Raw genomic sequence first — 21,618 nt, 5'->3', positions numbered from 1 at the left:
GGGGACTAGGGGACGAGCGAGGGTCAGAGGGCCAGGTCGCGGCGCCGGATGGCGGCGAGGGCGAGGGCGGCCAGGAGCAGGGCGAGGGCGAGCATCCACCAGGCCCCGGTCCAGTCGACGTCGGCGGTGCCGATGGCGGGGGTGTGGGTGAACGGCGAGAGGGTGCGCAGCCAGTCGGGCATCCCGAAGAGCTCGCCGAACTGGCCGATGAAGACCGAGACGAGGAGAACGCCCCAGCTGAGCCCGATGGCGAGCCGGGGAACGACCGCGAAGAGCAGCGCCGCGATGGCGAGGATGAGCACGGCCGCCGGGAGCTGGGCGAGCCCGGAGTCGACGGCGCTGGCGACCCGGTCGCCCGTGCCGGCCGAGCGGGTGAGCCCGACGGCCGCGCCCGCCGTGGCCGCCGCGAGCACGCTCGCGATTGCGACGACACCGACGACGAGGTAGTCGAACATCCAGCGGATGCGCCGGAGCGGCAGCGCGAGGAGCGCCTCGGCCGAGCCGTTGGCCTCCTCCTGGCGCATCCGGATGATCGCCTGGGTGCCCGCCGCCGCGGCGATCACTCCGACCAGGCCGAAGATCGCCGCCGTGAACAGGTCGATGATCGACCCTCGGCCGCCGGCGAGGTCGGCCAGCGCGGCGCCGATCTGCGAGTTGGACCGGACCAGTTCCACCACGGTTTCGCCGAGGGTGCCCGCCAGCACACCGAAGACCAGGCCCGCGAGCGCCCAGCCGACGACCGCCGAGCGCTGCAGCCGCCAGGCCAGGCCGAGCGAGCCGCCGAGGGTGCGCCCGGCGTGCTCGGGGCCTGCCCGTTCGCCGAAGACGCTCGCGCCCAGGTCGCGACTGGACGCCAGCGCCACCACCACGGCCAGGAGCACGGCGGCCAGGGCCAGGTCGAGCAGCAGCGGCGCCGGACTGATGGTGGTGAACGCGTGCGTTTGCTGGCCCCAGCCGATCGGGGACAGCCAGCTGGGCCAGGCGCTGGTCATGCTCAGCCCGTCGGCGGACGGTGTGCCGCCCGCGTCGCCGGCAGCCCGGAGCGCATAGGCAACGCCGATGACCGCCGCGGCCAGGCCGTTCGCGCCGCGCGAGGTGCGCATCAGCCGGCCAGCCAGGAGCCCCACGCCGAGGAAGGCGATGCCGGTGCCGGCGATCGCGGCACCGGTCGTGAACGAGCCGGAACCGTCCAGGCCGGCGGCCAGGAAGCCCAGCCAGACCGCCACCCCCGCGGCCAGGCTCGCGCCGACGCCGTGCAGGGCCGTCGCCAGCAGGGGGACGAGCCGGCCCGCCGGGGTCGCGGCGATCAGTTCCGCGCGTCCCGATTCCTCCTCGGCGCGCGAGTGCCGCACGGCGAGGAACGTGCTCATGAAGGCAACGAGCGTCGCCAGGAAGGCGAAGATCAGGAAGAAGACGAGGGCGTCGACCTCGGCCCCCTGCGGCTCACCGCGGAAAATCAGGATGGTCGGGGAGCCGGAGGCGATGCGCACGAGCGACTCGCGTTCGGCGACCGTGCCGAAGCTCGCGGCGACCGCGGCCGGGGCAACCGCGGCGAGCGCCGCGAACGCGGCGAACCAGATCGGCAGTTGAACCCGGTCTCGGCGCAGGCGCAGGCGCAGGATCGGACCCAGCGTGCTCACCGGCGGGGTCCGGCCGGGTCATCCTCGCGGTAGTGCCGCAGGAACAGGCTCTCGAGCGACGGCGGCGCGATGGTCAGGCCCTGCACGCGCAACTGGGCCAGCACGGCAAGCACCTCGGGCAGCGCGTCGCTGTCGGCGGTGAAGCTCACCCGGCCGACGCCGCCGGCCCCGTTGGCCGCCCCGCCGCCCTCTCCCCCCGCGCCGGCGACGAGGTCGTGGGCGGCCGGGATGCGCGCGGCCAGCCCGGCGAGATCGGCCTCGGCCAGGCCCTCGCTCGCGAAGCCGACCTCGGTGCGGGTCAGGTGGCGAAGCTGGGTCAGCGTGCCGGTCTCGACCGTCCGGCCGGCGCGGATGATGCTCACCCGGTCGCAGAGATGCTCGACCTCGGAGAGGATGTGGCTGGAGAGCAGCACGGTCGCGCCGTTGTTGGTCGCCGCCTGGAGCTCGCGGCGGAAGACGGCATCCATCAGCGGGTCCAGTCCCGACGTCGGCTCGTCGAGGATGAAGAGGTCGGTCGGGGCGGCCAGCGCCGCGATGAGCGCGACCTTCTGCCGGTTGCCCTTCGAATAGGTGCGGCCCTTGCGCGTCGGGTCCAGCTGGAAGGCCTCGACGAGGTGCTTGCGGCGGGCGTGGTAGCCGGCGGCATCCTTCGTTCCGCCGCGCAGCCGGCAGAGCAGGTCGATCGCCTCGCCGCCGGTGAGGTTGGGCCACAGGCTCACGTCGCCCGGGACGTAGGCGATCCGACGGTGCAGGGCGACGGCATCCGTCCACGGGTCGCGTCCGAAGACCGTGGCCGTGCCGCCGTCGGACCGCATCAGCCCGAGGAGCACCCGGATCGTCGTGGACTTTCCCGCCCCGTTCGGGCCGAGGAAGCCGTGCACCTCGCCCGCCGCGACGGAGAGGTCGAGACCGTTGAGGGCGTCCACCCGGCCGAATCGCTTCCGCAAGCCGCGGGTTTCTATGACGGCGTTCATGTGCCCAAACTACGCCCGCTCGTTGTCGCTCACTGGTTCGTGGTCCAGCCTGTCGGAAGCTCGAGCCTGTCGAAGAAGCTCAGCCGTCCCGGCCCGATTCGGCCGGCTGTGCCGGCTCAAGCTGTGCCGGCTCCGGCAAGGGCGGGCGCTTGCTCGGCAACGGCACGAGCGTCTGCGCCGAATCGACGGATGCCGGCGGCCGCAGCCAGTACTCCGCCCCGATCCGGATGATCTCCCAGTGCTGGTTGTGCAGCAGCAGGTGGTGCGGATGGCACAGGAGCACCCCGTCGGCGATATCCGTGTACCCGTTGTCCCGCAGCCACTCGTCGAGGTGGTGAGCTTCGGTCCAGGCGGGCGGCCTGTCGCAGCCGGGCCAGAGGCATCCACCGTCGCGCACCGCCATTCCCGCCCGTTGTTTCTCGGTGAAGAGGCGTTCGTCTCGACCGACGTTGACACACTGGCCGTCGTCGTCGAACTTGATCCCGCGGGTGCCGGTATCGCAGAGCCAGCGTTCAATGGTCTCGGCTGAGACGGGGACGGGGTTGCCCTCGAGCTGCCCATGCCCTGTCTGCCCTGCCTGCCTACTCAGGGTCTTCTCCGCCACGATCACTCGCACCGAGGGCCGGCGGCCGCCGAAGACGTGGCCCTGGTCGGCTTCTCCGGCGATCTTGAGCAGCTGAACCAGGGCGTCCGCCGCGATCTGCTCGGTGGTGCGCGGGTCGTCCCGGATCCGCTTCGCCCAGGCAGCCTGCTCCTTGTCGACAAAGCGCACCCCGCCGCGGCGCGGACTGGTGATCGAGTCAAAGGTGGAGAGCACGAACTCCCCGTCCTCCGGGGCGAACAACCCGTTCAGGCGCACCTTGCCGTCGCGCAGCCGGTAGACGCGCAGGAAGCGGTCGTCGTGGGCCTGCTTCTCGCGGGCCGCGATGCCGGCCTGGTCGAGCTCGTCGCGCATTCGCCTGGCCCGCTTGAACACCTCGTCGGCGTTCAGTGCCGAGGCTTCTGCGAGCAGGCGGTCGAGGGCCTGGGCGAGTTTCTCCGCGGTGACCGCTGTGTCGATCTCGCCCAGGCCCGTGCGGATCGATTCGGCGGCGTCCACGGAGAGGGTTCCCGAGATGACCGCACGGGCGATCGGCGCCTGCCACGGCAGCTTCGCGACGAACTCCGCCACATCACCGGACGGTGGCTCCAGCGCACCGGCAACGAGCCGCTCCGCCGCTTCGGTGTCGGCCATCATCGTGCCGACCGCGACGAGCTTGTGGGCGTCGCCCCTGGACGAGCCCGTCCAGTTCTGGATCAGCGCCTCCGGGCTCAGGAAGCCCTGCTGCGCGGCAAGGCCCGAGTGGCCCAGTTCGGGCCTCGAGCGGCGGGCGATCGTGGCAGCCATCCATGCGGCGTAGGCGTCAAGGAGGCGGCGGGCATCGGCGATGCGCTTCTGCCCGGCCAGGGCCTCCGCGTCGGGGAGGGCTGCCAGGTCGGCGCTCGATGACCCCAGTACCGCGACGGCATCCGCCGCCTGCCTGAGGTCGTCCGCGAGGTTTGACATGCCCCGATTCTAGCGCGATTAGAACATGAATACGAGGATTCATCAACACTGTGGAAAGAAGATTTAGTAGTTTTATTCGAGTGCTCCGGCGGGCCACCTGCCCGCTGACCTAGAGTCGTGAGCATCACTATCACCCTGTTCCACCGCCAGCCAGTGGACCGCGAGATCCTCCGCCTCGCCGTCCCCGCCGTCGGCGCGCTCATCGCCGAACCGCTGTTCCTGCTCGCCGACGCCGCCATGGTGGGGCACCTCGGCACGATCCCCCTGGCCGGCCTCGGCCTGGCCAGCGCGGTGCTGCAGACGATCATCGGCCTGATGGTCTTCCTCGCCTACAGCACGACCCCGGCCGTCGCCCGGTGGCTCGGCGCGGGCGACCGCCGCCGGGCGGTCTCCGTCGGCATCGACGGGCTCTGGCTCGCCCTCGGCCTCGGTGCCCTGCTCGCGCTGGTCGGCTGGTTCGCCACGCCGCTGCTGGTCGGGGCGTTCGGCGCCGAGCCGGACGTCGCCGCGGCGGCCGTGACCTACCTCGGCATCTCGATGTTCGGCATCCCCGCGATGCTGCTCGTGTTCGCCGCCACCGGGCTGCTCCGCGGGCTGCAGGACACGCGCACCCCGCTCTGGGTGGCCGGCATCGGCTTCGCCGCGAACATCGTGCTCAACCTGCTCTTCATCTACGGCCTCGGCCTCGGGATCGCCGGGTCGGCCATCGGCACGGTCGTCGCCCAGTGGGGCATGGTGGCCGTGTACCTCGCCGTCATCGTGCGGCAGGCCAGGCGGGACGGCGCGCGCCTCCGCCCGCACCGGGCCGGGATGCTGCTGGGCGCGGCATCCGGCGGCTGGCTGTTCCTGCGCACCGTGAGCCTGCGCGCGGCGATGCTGCTCGCCGTCTTCGTGGCCGCTCGGCTCGGCTCCCCGGACCTCGCGGCCTTCCAGATCGCCATGACGCTGTTCGCGACGCTCGCCTTCGCCCTCGACGCCCTCGCGATCGCGGCCCAGGCACTCGTCGGGCGGGGCCTCGGCGCCGGCGACCTGGCCGGCGTGCGCGCGGTCCTCCGCCGCTGCCTCGAGTGGGGAGTCCTCGCCGGGGCGGTGCTGGGGATGCTCGTGATCGCGTTGTCCGGCATCCTCGGCGGACTCTTCACCGGGGCGACCGAGGTCACCGACCTGCTGCCCCCGGCGCTCATCGTGCTCGGGGCATCCGTGCCGCTCGGCGGGGTCGTGTTCGTGCTCGACGGCGTGCTCATCGGCGCCGGGGACGCGCGCTACCTCGCCCTGACCGGCCTGGCGAACCTCGCCGCGTTCGTGCCGCTCGCCGTCGCAGTGCTGCTCTGGGCTCCCGCCGGGGCAACGGGCCTCGCGCTGCTGATGGCCGCGTTCGCGTTCGGTTACCTCGGCGCCCGCGCGGTCACGCTCGGCCTCCGCGCACGCACCGCCCGCTGGATGGTCGTCGGCGCCCGCTGAGCTCGGGCCGGCGCAGTCGCGGCGGACGGGAGCCGAGAGTGGCCGTATCGGACGACTGTGGCCGGTGCGCCGGGAACAGTCGTCCGCTCGGGGAACAGTTGCCCGGGCCGCCGGCGGTGGGGGCTCAGCCGAAGGGCCGGCCATCGTCGACGACGAGGGCCTGGCCGGTGATTCGGGCGCTGCCGGGGCCGGCCAGGAAGAGCGCGGCGCCGACGATGTCGTCCGGCTCGCCGGCGCCCGGCACGACCGCGTTGACGGTGACTCCTCGTCCCCTGAGCTCCTCGGCGAGCGCCCTGGCCAGGGCGATCACCCCGCCCTCGGATGCCGCGGAGTGCACCGCCCGCGCGGAGCCGCCGGCCACCGCGGCGCACAGGATGACCACCTTCCCGCCCGGGGGCAGGAACCGCGAGCAGGCCCGGGTCACCAGCCACGGGCCCTTGAGATTGACCGCCATGAGCCGGTCCCACTCGTCGACGTCGACCTCGGTGAACGGGGCGCTGTCCGCGCCGGCGTCGCTCGCCGCGTTGATGACGACGTCGATCCGGCCGCCGCCGCCTCGCTCGCCGCTGAAGTCGGCCGCGGTCAGGGCCAGCGCCCTGGCCGAATTGAGGACCGTGACGTCGACGCCGACCGCGAGGGCCGTACCGCCGTCGGCTTCGATCAGGGCGACCGTTTCCCGGGCTCCGGCGACGTCACGGTCTGCGGCGACCACCCGGTCTCCCCGGGCCGCGAGGCCCAGGGCCAGGGCGCGGCCGGCACGCCCGGCGGCACCGGTCACCAGCGCCGTTCTCGCCTGTCCGTCGGCCATCTGATCCTCCTCGGCGTGGTCCACCAACCCTGGGAACCATCTAACGCCCGGATGGGCGCCGGGTTGCTCTTCCTCGCCGTGCGCCAGTGGCGGAGCCGCCCGAGGCCCGGTGAGCCGGCGAAGCTTCCCCACTGGATGGGCGCGATCGACCGCATGACCGTCGGGCGCGGCCTCCTCCTCGGATTCCTGCTCGCGGCGGTCAACCCGAAGAACCTGCTCCTCGGCGCCGCCGCGGGAGTGTCCATCGGCGCGAGCGGCCGGGGTCCGGGGAGCAGCTTCGTCGTGACCATCGTCTTCCTTGCGATCGCCGCCGCCAGCGTGGCCGTCCCGGTCCTCGCCTACCTGATCGCCGCCTCCCTCATGGCGGGACCGCTCCGGGGCCTGCGCGGCTGGCTCGAACAGAACAATGGCACGGTCATGAGCGTGCTGCTCCTCGTCATCGGAGTCGTCGTCATCGGCAAGGGCCTCGGCAACTTCTGACCGGCAGCCGGCCTGTTCCGGCTGCCCACGCACATCCGTTTGCCACGTCGGTTAGTTTGGTCAGGTCGATTCGTTCGAATCGGTTCCCCTGTATCTCCCAGCCCTCAGGACCATCCGTGACCCAGCCCGCCAACGCAGCAGGACCCTACGCATCCGGCCCCAACGCGCCAGGCCCGGCGACCCCCGACCGAGCGGACCGGCACGCCCTGCTCGCCTGGCGCAACGCCGTCTTCGCCCTGTTCTTCGTCAGCGGCCTGGCCCTGGCCACCTGGTTCTCCCGGGTCCCCGCCATCCGCGACGGCCTCCAGCTCGACACCGCCCAGGTCGGCCTCATCATCTTCGGGCTGTCGGGCGGCTCCGTTCTCGGCCTGCTCAGCGCGGCCTGGCTGCTCGCCCGCCTCGGCGCGCGCCGGGCGATGCTGCTGGGCATGATCGTCGCATCCGCCGGGATGGTCGCGGTCGGCGCCGGCTCCAGCCTGCTGCCCTCCGCGGCATTCGTGTTCGCCGGCCTGGCCCTCGTCGGGATCGGCCTGGGGGCGGTCGACGTCATCATGAACGTCGAGGGCGCGGCGGCCGAGCGGGCGATCGGCAAGACCCTGATGCCGCTGATGCACGCCTGCTTCAGCCTCGGCACGGTCGTCGGCGCCCTGCTCGGCAGCGCCGCCTACGTGCTCGACCTGTCCGTCTTCTGGCACCTGGCGCCGATCGCGCTCGTCGTGCTCGGCACCGCGATCATCGCCGTGCGGTCGGTCCCCCTGCTGCCGGAGCTGGGCGACGACGCGGCCCTGTCGCACGTGGCCGAGGCGCCGGGGCCGTGGCGAGCCCGCCTGCGCGGCAGCCTCGCGGTCTGGAAGGACTCGAAGGTGCTCCTGATCGGGGTCATCGTCCTCGGCATGACGTTCGCGGAGGGTTCGGCCAACGACTGGCTGGCGATCGCCGCCGTCGACGGGCACGGCTTCAGCAACGCGGCCGGCGCGATCGTCTTCGGCGTGTTCGTGGCGGCGATGACGGTCGGCCGGGTGCTCGGGGGGCCGGTGCTCGACCGGTTCGGGCGCGTCCCGGTGCTCCGCGCCAGCTCGGCGCTGGGCATCGTCGGCCTGCTCGTGTTCATCCTGGCGCCGGGCACCGCGCTCGTCTACGCCGGTGCGGTCCTGTGGGGGCTCGGCGCCTCCCTCGGCTTCCCGGTGGGCATGTCGGCCGCCGCCGACGATGCGAAGAACGCCGCGGCCCGGGTGAGCGCCGTGGCCATGATCGGCTATTTCGCGTTCCTCGTCGGCCCGCCGGCGCTCGGCCTGCTGGGCGAGGCCATCGGCATCCTGAACGCGCTGTTCGTGATCATCGCGCTGATGGTGCTGGCCGGGCTCGCGGCGCCGGCCGCCCGAGAGGCGAACCGCCCCTCCGCCTAGCTTCGATTAGGCTCGACGGGTGCGCCTAGTCATAGCCAAATGTTCCGTGGATTACGCCGGGAGACTCAGCGCGCACCTGCCGCTGGCCACCCGCCTGCTCATGCTCAAATCGGACGGCAGTGTCCTCATCCACTCCGACGGCGGCTCCTACAAGCCGCTCAACTGGATGAGCCCGCCGTGCAGCCTGGCCGAATCGGCGCCCGATGAGTACCAGACGGATGCCGGCGTCACCGCCCTCTGGACGGTCAGCCACGGCAAGACCGACGACCAGTTGATCGTCAGCATCCACGAGGTGCTGCACGACTCGGCCCACGAGCTCGGCATCGACCCCGGCCTGATCAAGGACGGCGTCGAAGCGCACCTGCAGAAGCTGCTGGCCGAACACATACACCTGCTCGGCGACGGCCACACCCTCGTGCGCCGCGAGTACATGACCGCCATCGGGCCGGTCGACATCCTGGCCAGGGATGCCGCGGGCGGCTCGGTCGCGGTCGAGCTCAAGCGGCGCGGCGACATCGACGGCGTGGAGCAGCTCACCCGCTACCTCGAGCTGATGAACCGCGACCCGCACCTGGCCCCCGTGGCCGGGGTCTTCGCCGCCCAGGAGATCAAGCCGCAGGCCCGGATGCTCGCCGAGGACCGCGGAATCCGCTGCCTTCTGCTCGATTACGATGCCATGCGCGGGCTCGACGACACCCAGTCTCGCCTGTTTTAAAGTCCCGTTCACTTTGAGTTTCGGTCGCGCAAGTGGCCCCAGAACGGGTTGTTCCGGAGTCGGGTGGCCAAATCCCCATTCACTCACGCCTAGGATTGACGCGTGAATCCGACATTGACGCGCACCTGGAGCGCCATCCTCTTTGACCTCGACGGAACGATCACCGATTCCGCCCCGGCCATCACCAACTCCCTCGCCCGCACGTTCGCCGTGCTGGGCCGCCCCGTCCCCTCCGACGCCGAACTCCTCGCCTACGTGGGTCCGCCCATGCTCGCCGCCTTCCGCGAGTACGCCGGCATGACCCCGGACGAGGCGACAGAGGCCCTCGCCGTCTACCGCGCGGACTACCAGGGCGAGTCGTCCCTGGACACCGCCGTGTACCCCGGCGTCGCCGGCCTGCTCGAGCGGATCTACGCCATGGGCATCCCGCTCGCCCTGGCAACAAGCAAGCCGGAGCACAGCGCGATCGAGATCCTCGAGCACTTCGGCCTCGCCAAGTACTTCACCGCCATCGTCGGGGCATCCGACAGCGAGACCCGCAGTGCCAAGGCCGACATCGTCGCCGAGGCCCTGCGCCGGCTCGAGGTGGCGGGCGCCAGCATCACCGCGCCGGTCATGGTCGGCGACCGCAGCTACGACGCCGAGGGTGCCGCCGCGAACGGCGTGCCCACGATCATGGTCGAGTGGGGCTACGGCTCGCCGGCCGAGGCCGCCGAAGCCACCGCCACCGTGTACTCCGTCGACCAGCTCGCCAAACTGCTGCTGGGCTAGCCAACCCCTCTGGCGCCGACCGCCTCAGTTGCGGAGAAAGTACCTTCGTTTCCAAACTGAGGGTACTTTTTCCGCATCTCAACCGGCGCGGTCGCGCGGGGACGAGGATGCTGGGACGAAAGGGACACCATGGCCGCGAACACCTGGGACGCGAGCGCGTGGGACGCGCGCTACCGCGAGGCGCAGGGCGGGGCCGAGACCCGGCTCTGGTCCGCGTTGCCGCCCGCGATCGTCATCGACACGGTGCCCGCCTGGACGCCGGGCCGGGCGCTCGACCTCGCCACCGGCGACGGCCGCACGGCGATCTGGCTGGCGACGCAGGGCTGGAACGTGACCGGCGTGGACTTCTCCGCCGAGGCGATCGACCTGGCCCGGAAGCACGCCGACGACGCCGGCGCCGCGGTGAGCTGGCTGGTCGCGGATGCCGTCAGCTGGTCCCCCGAGGAACGCTTCGACCTCGTCACGATCATGTACCTGCAGCTGCCAGAGGCCGAGCTCCGGCACGTACTCGCCCGGGCCGCCGGCTGGGTCGCCCCCGGCGGGCACCTGCTCGTCGTCGGCCACGACCGGTTGAACATCGGCACAGGGGCGCCCGGGCCGGGCAACCCCGACATCCTGTACACCCCGGAGATCCTGCGCTCCTCGGTCGGCACCCTGGACGTACTGCGCTGCGAGACGGTCGGCCGCGACCTCGCCACGGATCCCGAGGGGCCCGATGACGCGCACGCGCACGCGCACGGCGCGGATGCCCCTGCCCGCATCGCCCTCGACACGGTCCTCATCGCCGCGGCCCAGCCCTGAGCCCCAGCCATAGCCCCAACCCCAGCCCCAACCCGCCGATTGAGATGCGGACAAAGTACCTTCCGCGCGCCCGGGAAGGTACTTTGTCCGCAACTCAACGCCGCCAGTTACCAGCTCCCTACTTCCGCACGAGCGTCGCCACGGTGAAGCCGCCGGCGGCAATCGTCACGCGTCCGGCGCTGGTGAGCGTGTCGCCCCGGGTCGGGACGAGCCGGCCACTGGAGTCGTAGGCCCGCTGCACGAGCTTGTAGCCCTTCGGCACCACGACCGTGCGCACGCTGGACACGGTTGCCGCGCTCACGTAGAGGGTCGAGTCCCCGGCCGACCCGGTGACGGACACGGTCGAGACCAGCGGCTGGATCAGCAGCGCGTCGAGCGCTGCGTCGCCGTCGCTCGTTCCAACGACGCTCGTGGCGCCGGCCGACAGGGTGCGGGCCAGCGAGAACGGGAACAGCTTGCCCGGGGCATCCGTGATGCCCTGCTCACCCGCGCCGCCGTTGGGCGTGCTGCCCAGGGCGGTCGTGCCGGCGGCCCAGCGCGTGGCCCCGGCCGGCGTCACGGCCTGGTTGACGATCGGGTAGACATTCCGGGCCTGGTCGGCGGCGGGCACGGGGATGCTCACGGAGCCGCCGGCGCCGAGCGCCACGTACGCGCCCTTCGACCAGTTGGCCTCGCCCGTCCAGGCGGACGGGGGCGTCACGACGGATCCGGCGCCGCTGACGGCCCCGGATTCGGCCTCGACCACGCTCAGTCCCTTCGTCGCGACGGTCTCATCGATGCCGAGCGCCTTCGCCTTCAGCGCGGGGTTCGCGTCCAGCACGAGCATCGAGAGCAGCGCGTGGATGGTCGATTCGGCGCCGGAGTTGTGGTTCACCCGGCCGTCGTATTCGATCCCGTCGACCGTGGTTCCGCTGGTCGGGTCGTACGCCGGGGCGCCGCTGCGGTTCGCACCGAAGTACCAGCCGGCCGTGATCGCCGCCACGTCGAGGAGCCCGGGTGCCTTCGCGGCCTTCGCGGTCGCCACCAGTCCCTGCAGCCTCGAGTCCACGCCGTAGGCGATCTGCGCCTCGCCCGGGGTGGGCGTCCAGGCGTTGTCCGGTCCCCCGGCGGCGAGCAGCTGCGGGGTGAACTGGGCGGCATCCTTGATGGCGGCGGTGAGCAGGTCGCCCCGGCCGAGCACGTCGGCGGCCGTGGCGACGGCGGCCGGGGCCATCCCGCCCCAGGCGTGCCAGAGCGTCTGCGACTTGTTCCACGGCAGCATCGCGCCGTACGGCCACTGGTTCACGGAGCCGGACGACATCCCGGCAACGCCCTCGGCCAGCCGGGTGAGCGCGGTAGCGGCGAGGTTGTCGCCGGGGGCGACCCTGGCGTACGCGGAGAGCCCGAGCACGGCCTCGGCGGAGGCGTCGGCGCCGCCGGCGATGAGCCACGCCGGAACCTGCACGCCGTCGGCCACGTCGAAGGTGCCGTACTTGCCGAGCGACTGCCGGTTCAGCGAGTCGAGGGACAGGTGCAGGCGGTCCTGGAGGAAGGCGGCGAAGTCAGGATCGGCGTCCTTGAAGGCCGCATAGCCCTCGCCGAGCGCCCAGACGGTGCGTGCCACCCAGTACGACTCCGCGGAGTCGCTCGGGTCCGGCAGCTCCTTCGGCGTGGCGCTCGGGGTCAGCGTGCCGTCCGCCTGCTGCCAGAGGATGACGTTTCCCGCGTTGGGGCCCGACGCGGTCTGCAGGTAGGTGAGCGAACGCAGGGTCTCGAAGGCGTGCTCACGACTGCCGGCGTCGCCGGTCTGCTGCCAGTGGCGCAGGTAGACCACGGCCGTGCGGGCGATGTCGTCCGCGTTGTAGGCGCCCTGGCTCCAGTAGCCGGTCGCGGGGTCGAGCGATCCGCCGCCGACGCGGCCGTAGCTGCCGTCGGGCTTCTTGTCGGCATAGGTCCACGGGGCCTGCGCGGTCGGCTTGCTGTCGAGCTGGTAGGTGGTGTGGCCCGGGACCTCGGCCAGCGGCACCGTGTCGAGCAGGAAGTTCAGGTGGTCCAGGTTGGCCAGCGGGGGCGCCGAGTGGGCGGCGGCGGGAACAACGGATGCCACCGGTGCGGCGAGCGCGGCGGTGGCCGTTCCAGCTCCCAGCAGCAGCATCGACACCGCGGCGACGAGCGCCACCGGCCTCGTCAGTGATCGTGAGCGAACATCTTTGTACGTCATTTGTCTCTCCTGGTTCGGGCATCATTGCCGGCTTCCGCGCGGGCAAATCATTCGGACCCGCGTCCCTGATCCGGTTCAGCCCCCTCAACTAAACCGGTTAAGAGAAACGATGTCAAGGAATCCCGGCGCGTCGGATCGGGCGGCGCGGGAGGCCCCGGCAGCGCTCTGAGCCCCGCCGGACCCGCGGCCCGTCAGCCGCTCAGTTGCGGACAAAGCACCTTCCGCGGGCCGGCGAGGGTACTTTCTCCGCGGCTCAACCGGGAAGGGCGGGGGTGCTGGATTACTGGGCGCGAGTGCCGGACTGCTGGCCGAATTCGCCGAGGGTGGCCTCGATCGTCGCGTAGGCCCAGCGGTACGCGGCGTCCTCGTCCCCGGCGGCGAGCGCCTGGGCGAGCTCGTTGTGCCGGTGCGCCGACGCCGGCGTGTACTCGGTGATCGTGAAGCGCCTCTCCTCGACGCGGGTGCGCAGCAGGGCCTCCACGGTCGCGGCGAAGTGGCCGATCACGGCGTTGCCCGATCCGGTCAGGATCAGCGCGTGGAAGTCGATGTCGGCCTCGAGGAAGGCGCGCCCGTCGCGGGCGAGGTCGGCCCCGACCATCGCCTCGGCCGCCTTCACGACGGCTGCCCGCTGCCCGGCCGTCATCATCCGCGCGCTCAGCCGGGCGGCGACCGGTTCGATGCCGAGGCGCAGTTCGAGCAGCTCGCGCATCTGGGTGAAGTACTCCGCGCCGCGGCCGCGCCACACGATGATGTGCGGGTTCATCAGGTCCCACGAGTCCCGGGGCAGCACCTGCGTGCCGAGGCGCTGGCGCGGTTCGACCATGCCGAGCGACTGGAGCACCCGGAGGGCCTCACGGATGACCGACCGCGAGACGGCGAAGGTCTCGCTGATCCGGTCGAGGTTGAGGATGTCACCGGCCGCGTAGCGCCCGTCGACGAAGTCCTGGCCCAGGGAGTTCACGACCCGGGCATGGAGGCCGCGCTCGCGCCAGGGTTCTCCGCCCGCACCACGGCTCATCCGGCTTCGCTCCCTGCGCGTGCGTGACGCGCGACGCTCGTGTCGAGGTTGACGGCTTCGCCCTCGTCGTGTGACACTCTATAAATCTGATTTATCGGATTTATCAAAAACGCGTGCCGCACCTCCACTATGCCCGACTCGGGGCGGGAGCGGGTGCGGCGCGTGCTTCACCTGACAATGAGGTCGCAGCGACGCGGGCCCAGAATGGATATTCCAGCATGAATTTCGCCCTTGCCGCTCCGCCGGTGGCTCCCATCGAACCGGCCGGCAGTGACCTGCAGCTCATCCTCGCCGCGATCATCGGCGTCGCCGTCATCATCGTGCTCATCACCTGGCTCAAGGTGCACCCGTTCCTCGCCCTCGCGATCGGCGCGATCGGCGTCGGCGTCGGCGCGGGACTCGCCCCCAACGCGGCCGTCACCAGCTTCGGCGCCGGATTCGGCGCGACCATGGCGGGCGTCGGCATCCTCGTCGGCTTCGGCGCCATGTTCGGCAAGCTGCTGGCCGACTCCGGCGGAGCCGACCGCATCGTCGACTCCCTGGTGAGCCGCTCCAGCACCCGCACCCTCCCGTGGACGATGGCCCTGATCGGCGGGCTGATCGGCCTGCCGATGTTCTTCGAGGTCGGCCTCGTGCTGCTCATCCCGGTGATCATCCTCGTCGCCCGCCGCAGCGGGGTGTCGCTCATCCGCATCGCCATCCCGGCCCTCGCCGGCCTCTCGGTCATGCACGGCCTCGTGCCGCCGCACCCCGGCCCGCTCGTCGCCGTGACCACCCTCGGCGCGAACCTCGGCCTGACCCTGGCGATCGGCGTGCTCATCGCGATCCCGACCGTGATCGTCGCGGGCCCGCTGTTCAGCAAGCTCGCCGCCCGCTGGGTCACCCTTCCCGTTCCGGAGATGTTCGTCACGCCCGAAGACCAGGGCGTCGACGTCACCACGATCAAGCGCCCGAGCACCCTCGTCGCGGTCACCGGCATCCTGCTCCCCGTCGTCCTCATGCTCGCCAAGTCGATCTCGAATGCGCTCAGCCCCGGGTCCACGGAACCGCTGAACGCCACGCTCGACTTCCTCGGCACCCCGATGATCGCGCTCGGCCTGGCCGTCATCTACGCGATGATCGCCTTCGGTCGCGGCGGCGGAATGGACCGCAACGCCGTCTCGAAGTCGCTGGCCGACTCCCTGCCGCCGATCGCGGGCATCCTGCTCATCGTGGGCGCCGGCGGCGGGTTCAAGCAGGTCCTGATCGACACCGGGATCGGCACAGTGATCGCGGATGCCGTCAACGGCAGCAGCGTCTCCGTCCTGGTGCTGGCCTGGATCGTCGCGGCCCTCGTCCGCGTGGCCACCGGCTCCGCCACGGTCGCGACCGTGACCGCCGCCGGCATCCTCGCGCCAGTGGCCGCGAACCTCGGCGCCACGGATGTCTCCCTCATGGTGCTGGCCATCGGTGCGGGCTCCCTGTTCCTCTCGCACGTGAACGACGCCGGATTCTGGCTGGTCAAGGAGTACCTCGGCACCACCGTCGGCCAGAACCTCAAGACCTGGACCGTGATGGAGTGCGTCATCTCGGTCACCGGGCTGGCCGGCGTCCTCCTCCTGAACATCGTGATCTAGCATGATCGAGGAACAGCAGCCGGTGCTCGTGATCATGGGCGTGTCCGGGTCGGGCAAGTCGACGGTGGCCGGCATCCTCGCCGGCCAGCTCGGCTGGGACCTCGAGGAAGGCGACGACCTCCACCCGGCCGAGAACGTGGCCAAAATGGCGGCGGGGCATCCGCTCACCGACGAGGATCGCGCCCCGTGGCTCGACACCATCTCGTCCTGGATCATCGAGCACACCATGGCCGGGGTGCCGGGCATCATCACCTGCTCGGCGCTCAAGCGCCGTTACCGCGACGTGCTGCGCGAGAAAAACGTGATCTTCGTGCACCTGGCCGGGTCGAAGGATCTGATCGGCCGCCGGCTCGCCACCCGGATGGATCACTACATGCCGCCGTCGCTGCTCGACTCGCAGGTGGCGACCCTCGAGCCGCCCGGGGCGGACGAGCGGGCGATCACGATCGAGGCCGGTCGTGCCCCGGCCGAGGAGGCCGCGGAAATCGTGCGGCTGCTCGGCCTCACGCCGCGCGCCGGCTCGTCGACCCTCGGCGCGCCGGACCCGGGCAAGTCATCGGTGGCCCGCGGGGGTTCCGCCCTGGGTGGCCCGGAGCCCGCTCCCTGAGCACGGCACGCGCGTCCAGACCTCGTCGTCGAGGGGCCGGCCGGGCATCAGAACCTACCCTCACGTTAGGGTAGAGTGGTAGGTCTGGAATCATCCGCGGAAGGAGAATCCATGACCTCGCTCACTGACGTCTCCAACCCACCGGTCCAGCAGAACCCCCAGGTGCAGGCCGAAGCCACCCGTCGCCGCACCTTCGCGGTGATCTCGCACCCCGACGCCGGCAAGTCCACGCTCACCGAGGCCCTGCTCCTGCACGCGCGCGCGATCACCAGCGCCGGCGCGACGCACGGCAAGGCCGGCCGACGCGGCACCGTGTCGGACTGGATGGCCATGGAACAGGCCCGAGGCATCTCGATCACCTCGGCGGCGATCCAGTTCGAATACCGCGACAGCGTGATCAACCTGGTCGACACCCCCGGCCACGCCGACTTCTCCGAGGACACCTTCCGCGTGCTCTCCGCCGTCGACGCCGCGGTCATGCTCGTCGACGCGAGCAAGGGCCTCGAGGTGCAGACCATGAAGCTGTTCGCGGTCTGCAAGCAGCGCGGCATCCCTGTGATCACCGTGATCAACAAGTGGGACCGGCCCGGCTCCGCCGCGCTCGACCTGATGGACGAGATCCGCACCCGCACCGGCCTCGTGCCCACCCCGCTGACCTGGCCGGTCGGCATTGCCGGCGACTTCCGCGGCGTGATCGAGCGCGACACCGACGAGTTCATCCGGTTCACCCGCACCGCCGGCGGCGCGACCACCGCGGACTCCGAACGGATCAGCGCCGACGTGGCGGCCACCGAAGAGGGTGACGCCTGGATCGCCGCCGCCGAGGAATCCGAGCTGCTGGCCGAAGAAGACCAGAACCACGACCAGGCCCGGTTCCTGGCCGGCGAAACCACGCCGGTCCTATTCTCCGCGGCCGTCCTCAACTTCGGCGTGCAGCACATCCTCGACACACTCGTCGACTTCGCCCCGGCCGCCGAGGCCCGGGAAGACGCCGTCGGCGGCCGCCGGGCGGTGAGCTCGGAGTTCTCCGGCTTCGTCTTCAAGGTGCAGTCGGGCATGAACAGCTCGCACCGCGACTACGTCGCCTTCGTGCGGGTCTGCTCCGGCCAGTTCCGGCGCGGCATGATCGTCACCCACGCCGCCTCCGGCCGGCCGTTCGCGACGAAGTACGCGCAGCACCTGTTCGGCAAGGAGCGCGAGGTGGCCGACGAGGCCTGGCCCGGCGACATCGTCGGCCTGGTCAACGCCTCAGCACTGCGGGTCGGCGACACGATCTTCGAGGGCGACGCCGTCGCCTTCCCGGCGCTGCCGATCTTCGCCCCTGAGCACTTCCGGGTCGTGCGCCCCGCGGACACGAGCAAGCACAAGCAGTTCCGTCGCGGCATCGACCAGCTCGACCACGAGGGCGTCATCCAGGTCATGCGCTCAGAGCTCCGCGGCGACCAGGCCCCGGTGCTCGGCGCCGTCGGCCCGATGCAGTTCGAGGTCGTCGAAGAACGGATGACCCACGACTTCGGTGCGGCCATCCGGATGGAGGCGCTGCCCTACCAGCTCGCCCGGCGCACCGACAAGGAGAGCGCCCTCATCCTCGGGCACGACCGGCAGGTCGAGGTGCTGATGCGCACCGACGGCACGCTGCTCGCCCTCTTCAGCACGCCCTGGCGCCTCCGCAACACGGAGCGGGACCACCCGGAGATCCTCCTGGAAGACCTCGCCGCCGGCGCCCCGGCCCCCTAACCCCCTCCGCCTCGCCACCCTTCGCCGAACTGTGAGTTTGGCACCTTCGCCGGCCCCGGGAAGGTGCCAAACTCACAGTTCGGCGGATGGGTTAAACGAGAAAAACGGCGGGGCCCCGTGGGGCCCCGCCGTTTTCTTGTCGCGGACTTAGGCGTCGACGACGATCGAGGTGATGACGGGGTGGCGGCGGTACTTGCGCTGCATCCACCGGGTCACGCTGTCGGTGAAGATGTGCTCGAGCGCCGGGCCATCGACGAGCTTGATCTTGTTGGCGACCCGCATCGCGTCGTCGATCGCCTTGGTCGCACCGCGAACCCACTCGGCGTCGTGCACGAAACCGCGGGAGATGAACTCCACCGGCTCGGCCAGCAGGCCGGTCTTCGTGTTCAGGATGCCGAGGATGGTGATCGCGCCCTCTTCGGCGAGCTTCACCCGGTGCGCCATGGCCTCCTGCGAGACCTTCTGCGCGTCCTCGCCGCCGACGGTCATGCCGTCGACGAACACGAGCTCGACCGGCACGCGGCCGGTGATCCGGGCCTTGCCGTCGATGAGGTCGACGACGACGCCGTCCTCCACGATCAGCACGCGGTCGGCGTCGACGCCGGTGCGGATGGCGAGATCCGCGTTGGCCTTGAGGTGGCGCCACTCACCGTGCACCGGCATGACGTTCGTCGGCTTGACGAGGTTGTAGCAGTAGACGAGTTCGCCGGCGCTGGCGTGTCCGGAGACGTGCACGCGGGCGTTGCCCTTGTGCACGACGTTGGCGCCCCAGCGGGTCAGCCCGTTGATCACGCGGTAGATCGCGTTCTCGTTGCCCGGGATCAGAGAGCTGGCCAGGAGCACCGTGTCGCCCTCGCCGATCTTGATCACGTGCTCGCGGTTGGCCATCCGCGACAGCGCGGCCATGGGCTCGCCCTGCGATCCGGTGCAGATGAGCACGACCTTGTCGTCCTTCATCCGTTCGAGCGCCTTCATGTCGACGATGAGGCCCTTGGGGATGTTGAGGAAGCCCAGGTCGCCGGCGATGCCCATGTTGCGCACCATGGAGCGGCCGACGAACGCGACCTTGCGGTTGTGCCGCACGGCGGCGTCGATGACCTGCTGGATGCGATGCACGTGGCTGGCGAAGCTGGAGACGATGATGCGGCGCGGCGCGGTGCGGAACACGGCGTCGATCGCCGGGCGAATCTCCTCCTCGGTGACCGTGAACCCGGGCACCTCGGCATTGGTCGAGTCGGTGAGGAAGAGGTCGACGCCCTCTTCACCGAGCCGGGCGAAGCCGGGGAGGTCGGTCAGGCGCTTGTCGAGCGGGAACTGGTCCATCTTGAAGTCGCCGGTGTGCAGCACGAGGCCGGCCTCGGTGCGGATCGCGATCGCGAGCCCGTCGGGGATGGAGTGGTTGACGGCCAGGAACTCGAGGTCGAACGGGCCGGCGCTGCGGCGCTGGCCTTCCTCGACCTGCACCAGGCGCGGCGTGATGCGGTGCTCCTGCAGCTTGGCGCTGAGGAAGGCGAGGGTGAGCTCCGAGCCGATGACGGGGATGTCGGACCGCTCGCGCAGCAGGTACGGGACGCCGCCGATGTGGTCTTCGTGGCCGTGGGTGAGCACGATCGCTTCGATGTCCTGGAGCCGGTCCCTGATGGCCGAGAAGTCGGGCAGGATCACGTTGATGCCCGGCTGGTTCTCCTCGGGGAAGAGCACGCCGCAGTCGACGATGAGGAGCTTGCCCTTGTGTTCGAACACGGTCATGTTGCGACCGATCTCGCCCAGGCCGCCGAGCGCGATGACGCGGAGGCCGCGCTTCGGCAGGGGCGGCGGGGTGGACAGGTCGAGTTCGTGGTTACTCATGGAGCTCATTTCGTGAGGGTGAGACTGCGCGTCTGCGCCGGTCTCGATAGTCGGTGCCCGCGGGAGCGGGCGATCCGTCGTGCATGTCTGGGGCGACCCGGTCGGCCTGCGCGCGCCGGGTCGGGGTGGTGGTTATTGGTGACGCAAAAGTTCGAGGAACTCGTCGGCCATGTGGAGCTGCTCCTGGAGCTTCTCCCGCCGAGAGACGGCCTGCCCGATGAATTCTTCCAGTTCCAGGCGGACATCGGTGGCACCAGGACCGGCGGCGCCGTTTTGCAGGGTGCCGATCACCCGCAGCAGCTCGATCATCTCGTCGAGGGTGAAGCCGAGCGGCTTCATCCGGCGGATGAGGTTCAGCCTGGAGAGGTCGTCCTGGGAGTACAGGCGGAAGCCGCCGTGGGTGCGACCGGATGCCTTGAGCAGACCGATCTCGTCGTAGTGGCGGATGGTGCGCAGCGACAGTCCGGTCTTCTCGGCGAGTTCGCCGATGTGCATCGTCATTGTCACCGAGCCCGTGGGCGCGTCCGGCGCCGTGTTTCCCGTCATTCCGCACCCCCTCTTCCCTGCTGACTTACACACTACCCTAACGTTAGGGTAGTGTTCGGCCCGCCCCGGGCTCGGGCGCCGACCACGAGCGACATCTCCCGGACGCCTCCGGCCCGGTTGCCCTAGATTTGTTCCCCTAGGCAAGGGAGCACTCATGACGAGCTGGCGGATCCGGGACTTCCACGCGGACGACCTCGACGGCATCCTGACCCTCTGGGAGGAGATCAAGGCCGGGACGGCGGAGCCGGTGTACGGGCTCTCCGAGGTGCTCGCGTCCTGCCAGAAGGACCACGCGGTGGTCGCGGTGCACGGCGACCAGGTCGTCGGCGCGGCCGTCGGTCGCGCCGCGCACGCCCAGGGCTGGATCGTCTTCCTGGCCACCGCCGAAGCGTGGCAGAGCCAGGGCATCGGCACGGCCCTCCTGGCCGCGCTCGAACGACGGATGGCGCCGGCCGGCCTGGCGAAGCTGTCCGCGCTCATGCCCGAATCGCCCACCCGGGTCGACGCGTTCCTCAACCGGGGCTTCGAGGTCAAGAAGAACCTCCGCTACTTCGAGCGCCACATCCCGGTGCAGCGGGAGGAGCTGAAGGCGCTCAGCGAACTGGGCGGGCGCGTGCTGCCGCGGGACCTCTGGGCCGGTGTGGGCGGGATGGCGCGGGAGAAGGAGCTGCTCGAGCGGCGCCTGGTCATGCCGCTGGCCAAACCCGACATGGCCGAACAGTACGGCGTCGTGCCGCCGAAGGCCGTGGTCCTCTTCGGCCCTCCCGGCACCGGCAAGACGACCTTCGCCAAGGCGATCGCCTCACGGCTGGAATGGCCCTTCGTCGAGGTGTTCCCGTCCCGGCTCGCCGCCGATCCCCGGGGCCTGGCCGGCGCGCTCCGGGAGACGTTCATCAAGATCTCCGAGCTCGAACACGTGGTCGTCTTCATCGACGAGGTGGAGGAGATCGCGGCCCAGCGCGGCGGCGAACCGCCGTCGGCGCTCCAGGGCGTCACCAATGAGCTTCTCAAGATCATCCCCGCCTTCCGGGACCAGCCGAACCGGCTCCTCGTCTGCGCCACGAATTTCATCCGCGCCCTCGATTCGGCGTTCCTGCGGCACGGCCGGTTCGACTACGTCATCCCGATCGGCCTGCCGGACGAGGCCGCCCGCCAGGCCATCTGGGAGCGCTACCTGCCGCCAACGGTGGCCGCCGACGTCGACGTGGCCGCGCTCGTGGCCGCCAGCGACGGGTTCTCACCCGCCGACATCGAATACGCCGCCCGGCGGGCCTCCCAGGAGGCGCTCGAACAGGCGCTCTTCGGCGGCGAGGAGTCCCCGCCGGAGGGCCCGGGCACCGGGCACTACCTCTCGGCCATCGACGCCACCCGCACGACGGTCTCCGCCCAGGTCGCCGCCGAGTTCCTCGAGGACATCGAAAGGCTGGCCCGGCTCTGAGCCGGT

At 71.0% G+C, this 21,618-nt stretch carries 18 protein-coding genes; 10 read left to right on the top strand and 8 right to left on the bottom strand.

The genetic code is table 11. From position 1 onward, the window contains the following. Positions 1–23: 23 nt before the first annotated feature. The 3 genes from E3O23_RS10930 to E3O23_RS10920 form a co-directional block, all read right to left on the bottom strand. The gene (locus tag E3O23_RS10930; RefSeq protein WP_134490933.1) at positions 24–1,640 is read right to left on the bottom strand and encodes an ABC transporter permease; all 1,617 of its coding nucleotides are present in this window, start codon (positions 1,638–1,640) and stop codon (positions 24–26) included. Continuing rightward, positions 1,637–2,614 carry an ABC transporter ATP-binding protein gene (locus E3O23_RS10925; protein ID WP_134490931.1) on the bottom strand — a complete coding sequence of 326 codons (978 nt, stop codon included), beginning with the start codon at positions 2,612–2,614 and terminating at the stop codon, positions 1,637–1,639. The genes E3O23_RS10930 and E3O23_RS10925 overlap by 4 nt, the downstream gene beginning before the upstream one ends. Positions 2,615–2,693: 79 nt before the next feature. Further along, a complete protein-coding gene (locus E3O23_RS10920; protein ID WP_134490929.1) occupies positions 2,694–4,160 on the bottom strand; it encodes a DUF222 domain-containing protein in 1,467 nt (488 codons plus the stop codon). A 123-nt stretch (positions 4,161–4,283) separates the two neighbouring features. On the opposite strand from E3O23_RS10920, the gene E3O23_RS10915 reads away from it, so the two are divergent. After that, complete coding sequence (locus tag E3O23_RS10915) at positions 4,284–5,621, top strand: MATE family efflux transporter (protein WP_255453303.1); 1,338 nt, start codon at positions 4,284–4,286, stop codon at positions 5,619–5,621. 124 nt (positions 5,622–5,745) lie between these two features. Here E3O23_RS10915 and E3O23_RS10910 read toward each other — a convergent pair whose 3' ends face one another. Continuing rightward, positions 5,746–6,429, bottom strand: coding sequence for an SDR family NAD(P)-dependent oxidoreductase (locus E3O23_RS10910; protein ID WP_134490927.1), 684 nt, complete (start codon positions 6,427–6,429; stop codon positions 5,746–5,748). A gap of 15 nt (positions 6,430–6,444) precedes the next feature. On the opposite strand from E3O23_RS10910, the gene E3O23_RS10905 reads away from it, so the two are divergent. From E3O23_RS10905 to E3O23_RS10885, 5 genes are all read left to right on the top strand, one after another. After that, on the top strand, positions 6,445–6,909 hold the full coding sequence (locus tag E3O23_RS10905) for a GAP family protein (protein WP_241983438.1): 465 nt from the start codon (positions 6,445–6,447) through the stop codon (positions 6,907–6,909). A gap of 116 nt (positions 6,910–7,025) precedes the next feature. Continuing rightward, on the top strand, positions 7,026–8,315 hold the full coding sequence (locus E3O23_RS10900) for an MFS transporter (protein ID WP_241983437.1): 1,290 nt from the start codon (positions 7,026–7,028) through the stop codon (positions 8,313–8,315). Positions 8,316–8,334: 19 nt separating this feature from the next. Next, positions 8,335–9,030, top strand: coding sequence for an endonuclease NucS (nucS, locus tag E3O23_RS10895; RefSeq protein WP_134490925.1), 696 nt, complete (start codon positions 8,335–8,337; stop codon positions 9,028–9,030). A 102-nt stretch (positions 9,031–9,132) separates the two neighbouring features. Further along, on the top strand, positions 9,133–9,801 hold the full coding sequence (locus tag E3O23_RS10890) for an HAD hydrolase-like protein (RefSeq protein ID WP_241983436.1): 669 nt from the start codon (positions 9,133–9,135) through the stop codon (positions 9,799–9,801). Positions 9,802–9,930: 129 nt separating this feature from the next. Beyond that, the gene (locus E3O23_RS10885) at positions 9,931–10,602 is read left to right on the top strand and encodes a class I SAM-dependent methyltransferase (RefSeq protein WP_134490923.1); all 672 of its coding nucleotides are present in this window, start codon (positions 9,931–9,933) and stop codon (positions 10,600–10,602) included. Between the two features lie 118 nt (positions 10,603–10,720). On the opposite strand, the gene E3O23_RS10880 is transcribed toward E3O23_RS10885, so the two are convergent. Both E3O23_RS10880 and E3O23_RS10875 read right to left on the bottom strand, forming a co-directional pair. Next, the gene (locus tag E3O23_RS10880; protein WP_134490921.1) at positions 10,721–12,802 is read right to left on the bottom strand and encodes a hypothetical protein; all 2,082 of its coding nucleotides are present in this window, start codon (positions 12,800–12,802) and stop codon (positions 10,721–10,723) included. 280 nt (positions 12,803–13,082) lie between these two features. Further along, positions 13,083–13,820: a FadR/GntR family transcriptional regulator gene (locus E3O23_RS10875; RefSeq protein ID WP_134490919.1), complete on the bottom strand. Its 738-nt coding sequence runs from the start codon at positions 13,818–13,820 to the stop codon at positions 13,083–13,085. Positions 13,821–14,038: 218 nt separating this feature from the next. Here E3O23_RS10875 and E3O23_RS10870 point away from each other — a divergent pair, with 218 nt between their 5' ends. The 3 genes from E3O23_RS10870 to E3O23_RS10860 all read left to right on the top strand — a co-directional run bounded on the left by E3O23_RS10870 (position 14,039) and on the right by E3O23_RS10860 (position 17,780). Continuing rightward, on the top strand, positions 14,039–15,436 hold the full coding sequence (locus E3O23_RS10870; RefSeq protein ID WP_134490917.1) for a GntP family permease: 1,398 nt from the start codon (positions 14,039–14,041) through the stop codon (positions 15,434–15,436). 1 nt (position 15,437) lies between these two features. After that, entirely contained in the window at positions 15,438–16,043 is a 606-nt protein-coding gene (locus tag E3O23_RS10865; protein WP_134490915.1) for a gluconokinase, read from the top strand. A 111-nt stretch (positions 16,044–16,154) separates the two neighbouring features. Further along, positions 16,155–17,780 carry a peptide chain release factor 3 gene (locus E3O23_RS10860; protein ID WP_134490913.1) on the top strand — a complete coding sequence of 542 codons (1,626 nt, stop codon included), beginning with the start codon at positions 16,155–16,157 and terminating at the stop codon, positions 17,778–17,780. Between the two features lie 147 nt (positions 17,781–17,927). Here the strand turns inward: E3O23_RS10860 and E3O23_RS10855 are convergent, their stop codons facing one another. Further along, positions 17,928–19,628 (bottom strand): ribonuclease J, encoded by a 1,701-nt coding sequence (locus E3O23_RS10855; protein ID WP_420897661.1) that lies wholly within the window; start codon positions 19,626–19,628, stop codon positions 17,928–17,930. A gap of 132 nt (positions 19,629–19,760) precedes the next feature. After that, complete coding sequence (locus tag E3O23_RS10850; RefSeq protein WP_241983435.1) at positions 19,761–20,174, bottom strand: MerR family transcriptional regulator; 414 nt, start codon at positions 20,172–20,174, stop codon at positions 19,761–19,763. A 154-nt stretch (positions 20,175–20,328) separates the two neighbouring features. Between E3O23_RS10850 and E3O23_RS10845 the strand changes: the two genes are divergently transcribed. After that, the gene (locus E3O23_RS10845) at positions 20,329–21,612 is read left to right on the top strand and encodes an ATP-binding protein (RefSeq protein WP_134490909.1); all 1,284 of its coding nucleotides are present in this window, start codon (positions 20,329–20,331) and stop codon (positions 21,610–21,612) included. Positions 21,613–21,618: the final 6 nt, after the last annotated feature.

This window comes from Cryobacterium tagatosivorans, assembly GCF_004402215.1.
GTDB classification, from domain to species: Bacteria; Actinomycetota; Actinomycetes; order Actinomycetales; family Microbacteriaceae; genus Cryobacterium; species Cryobacterium tagatosivorans.
Note: the sequence above shows the minus strand (reverse complement) of the source record. Positions and strands in the feature narration are given on the sequence as shown.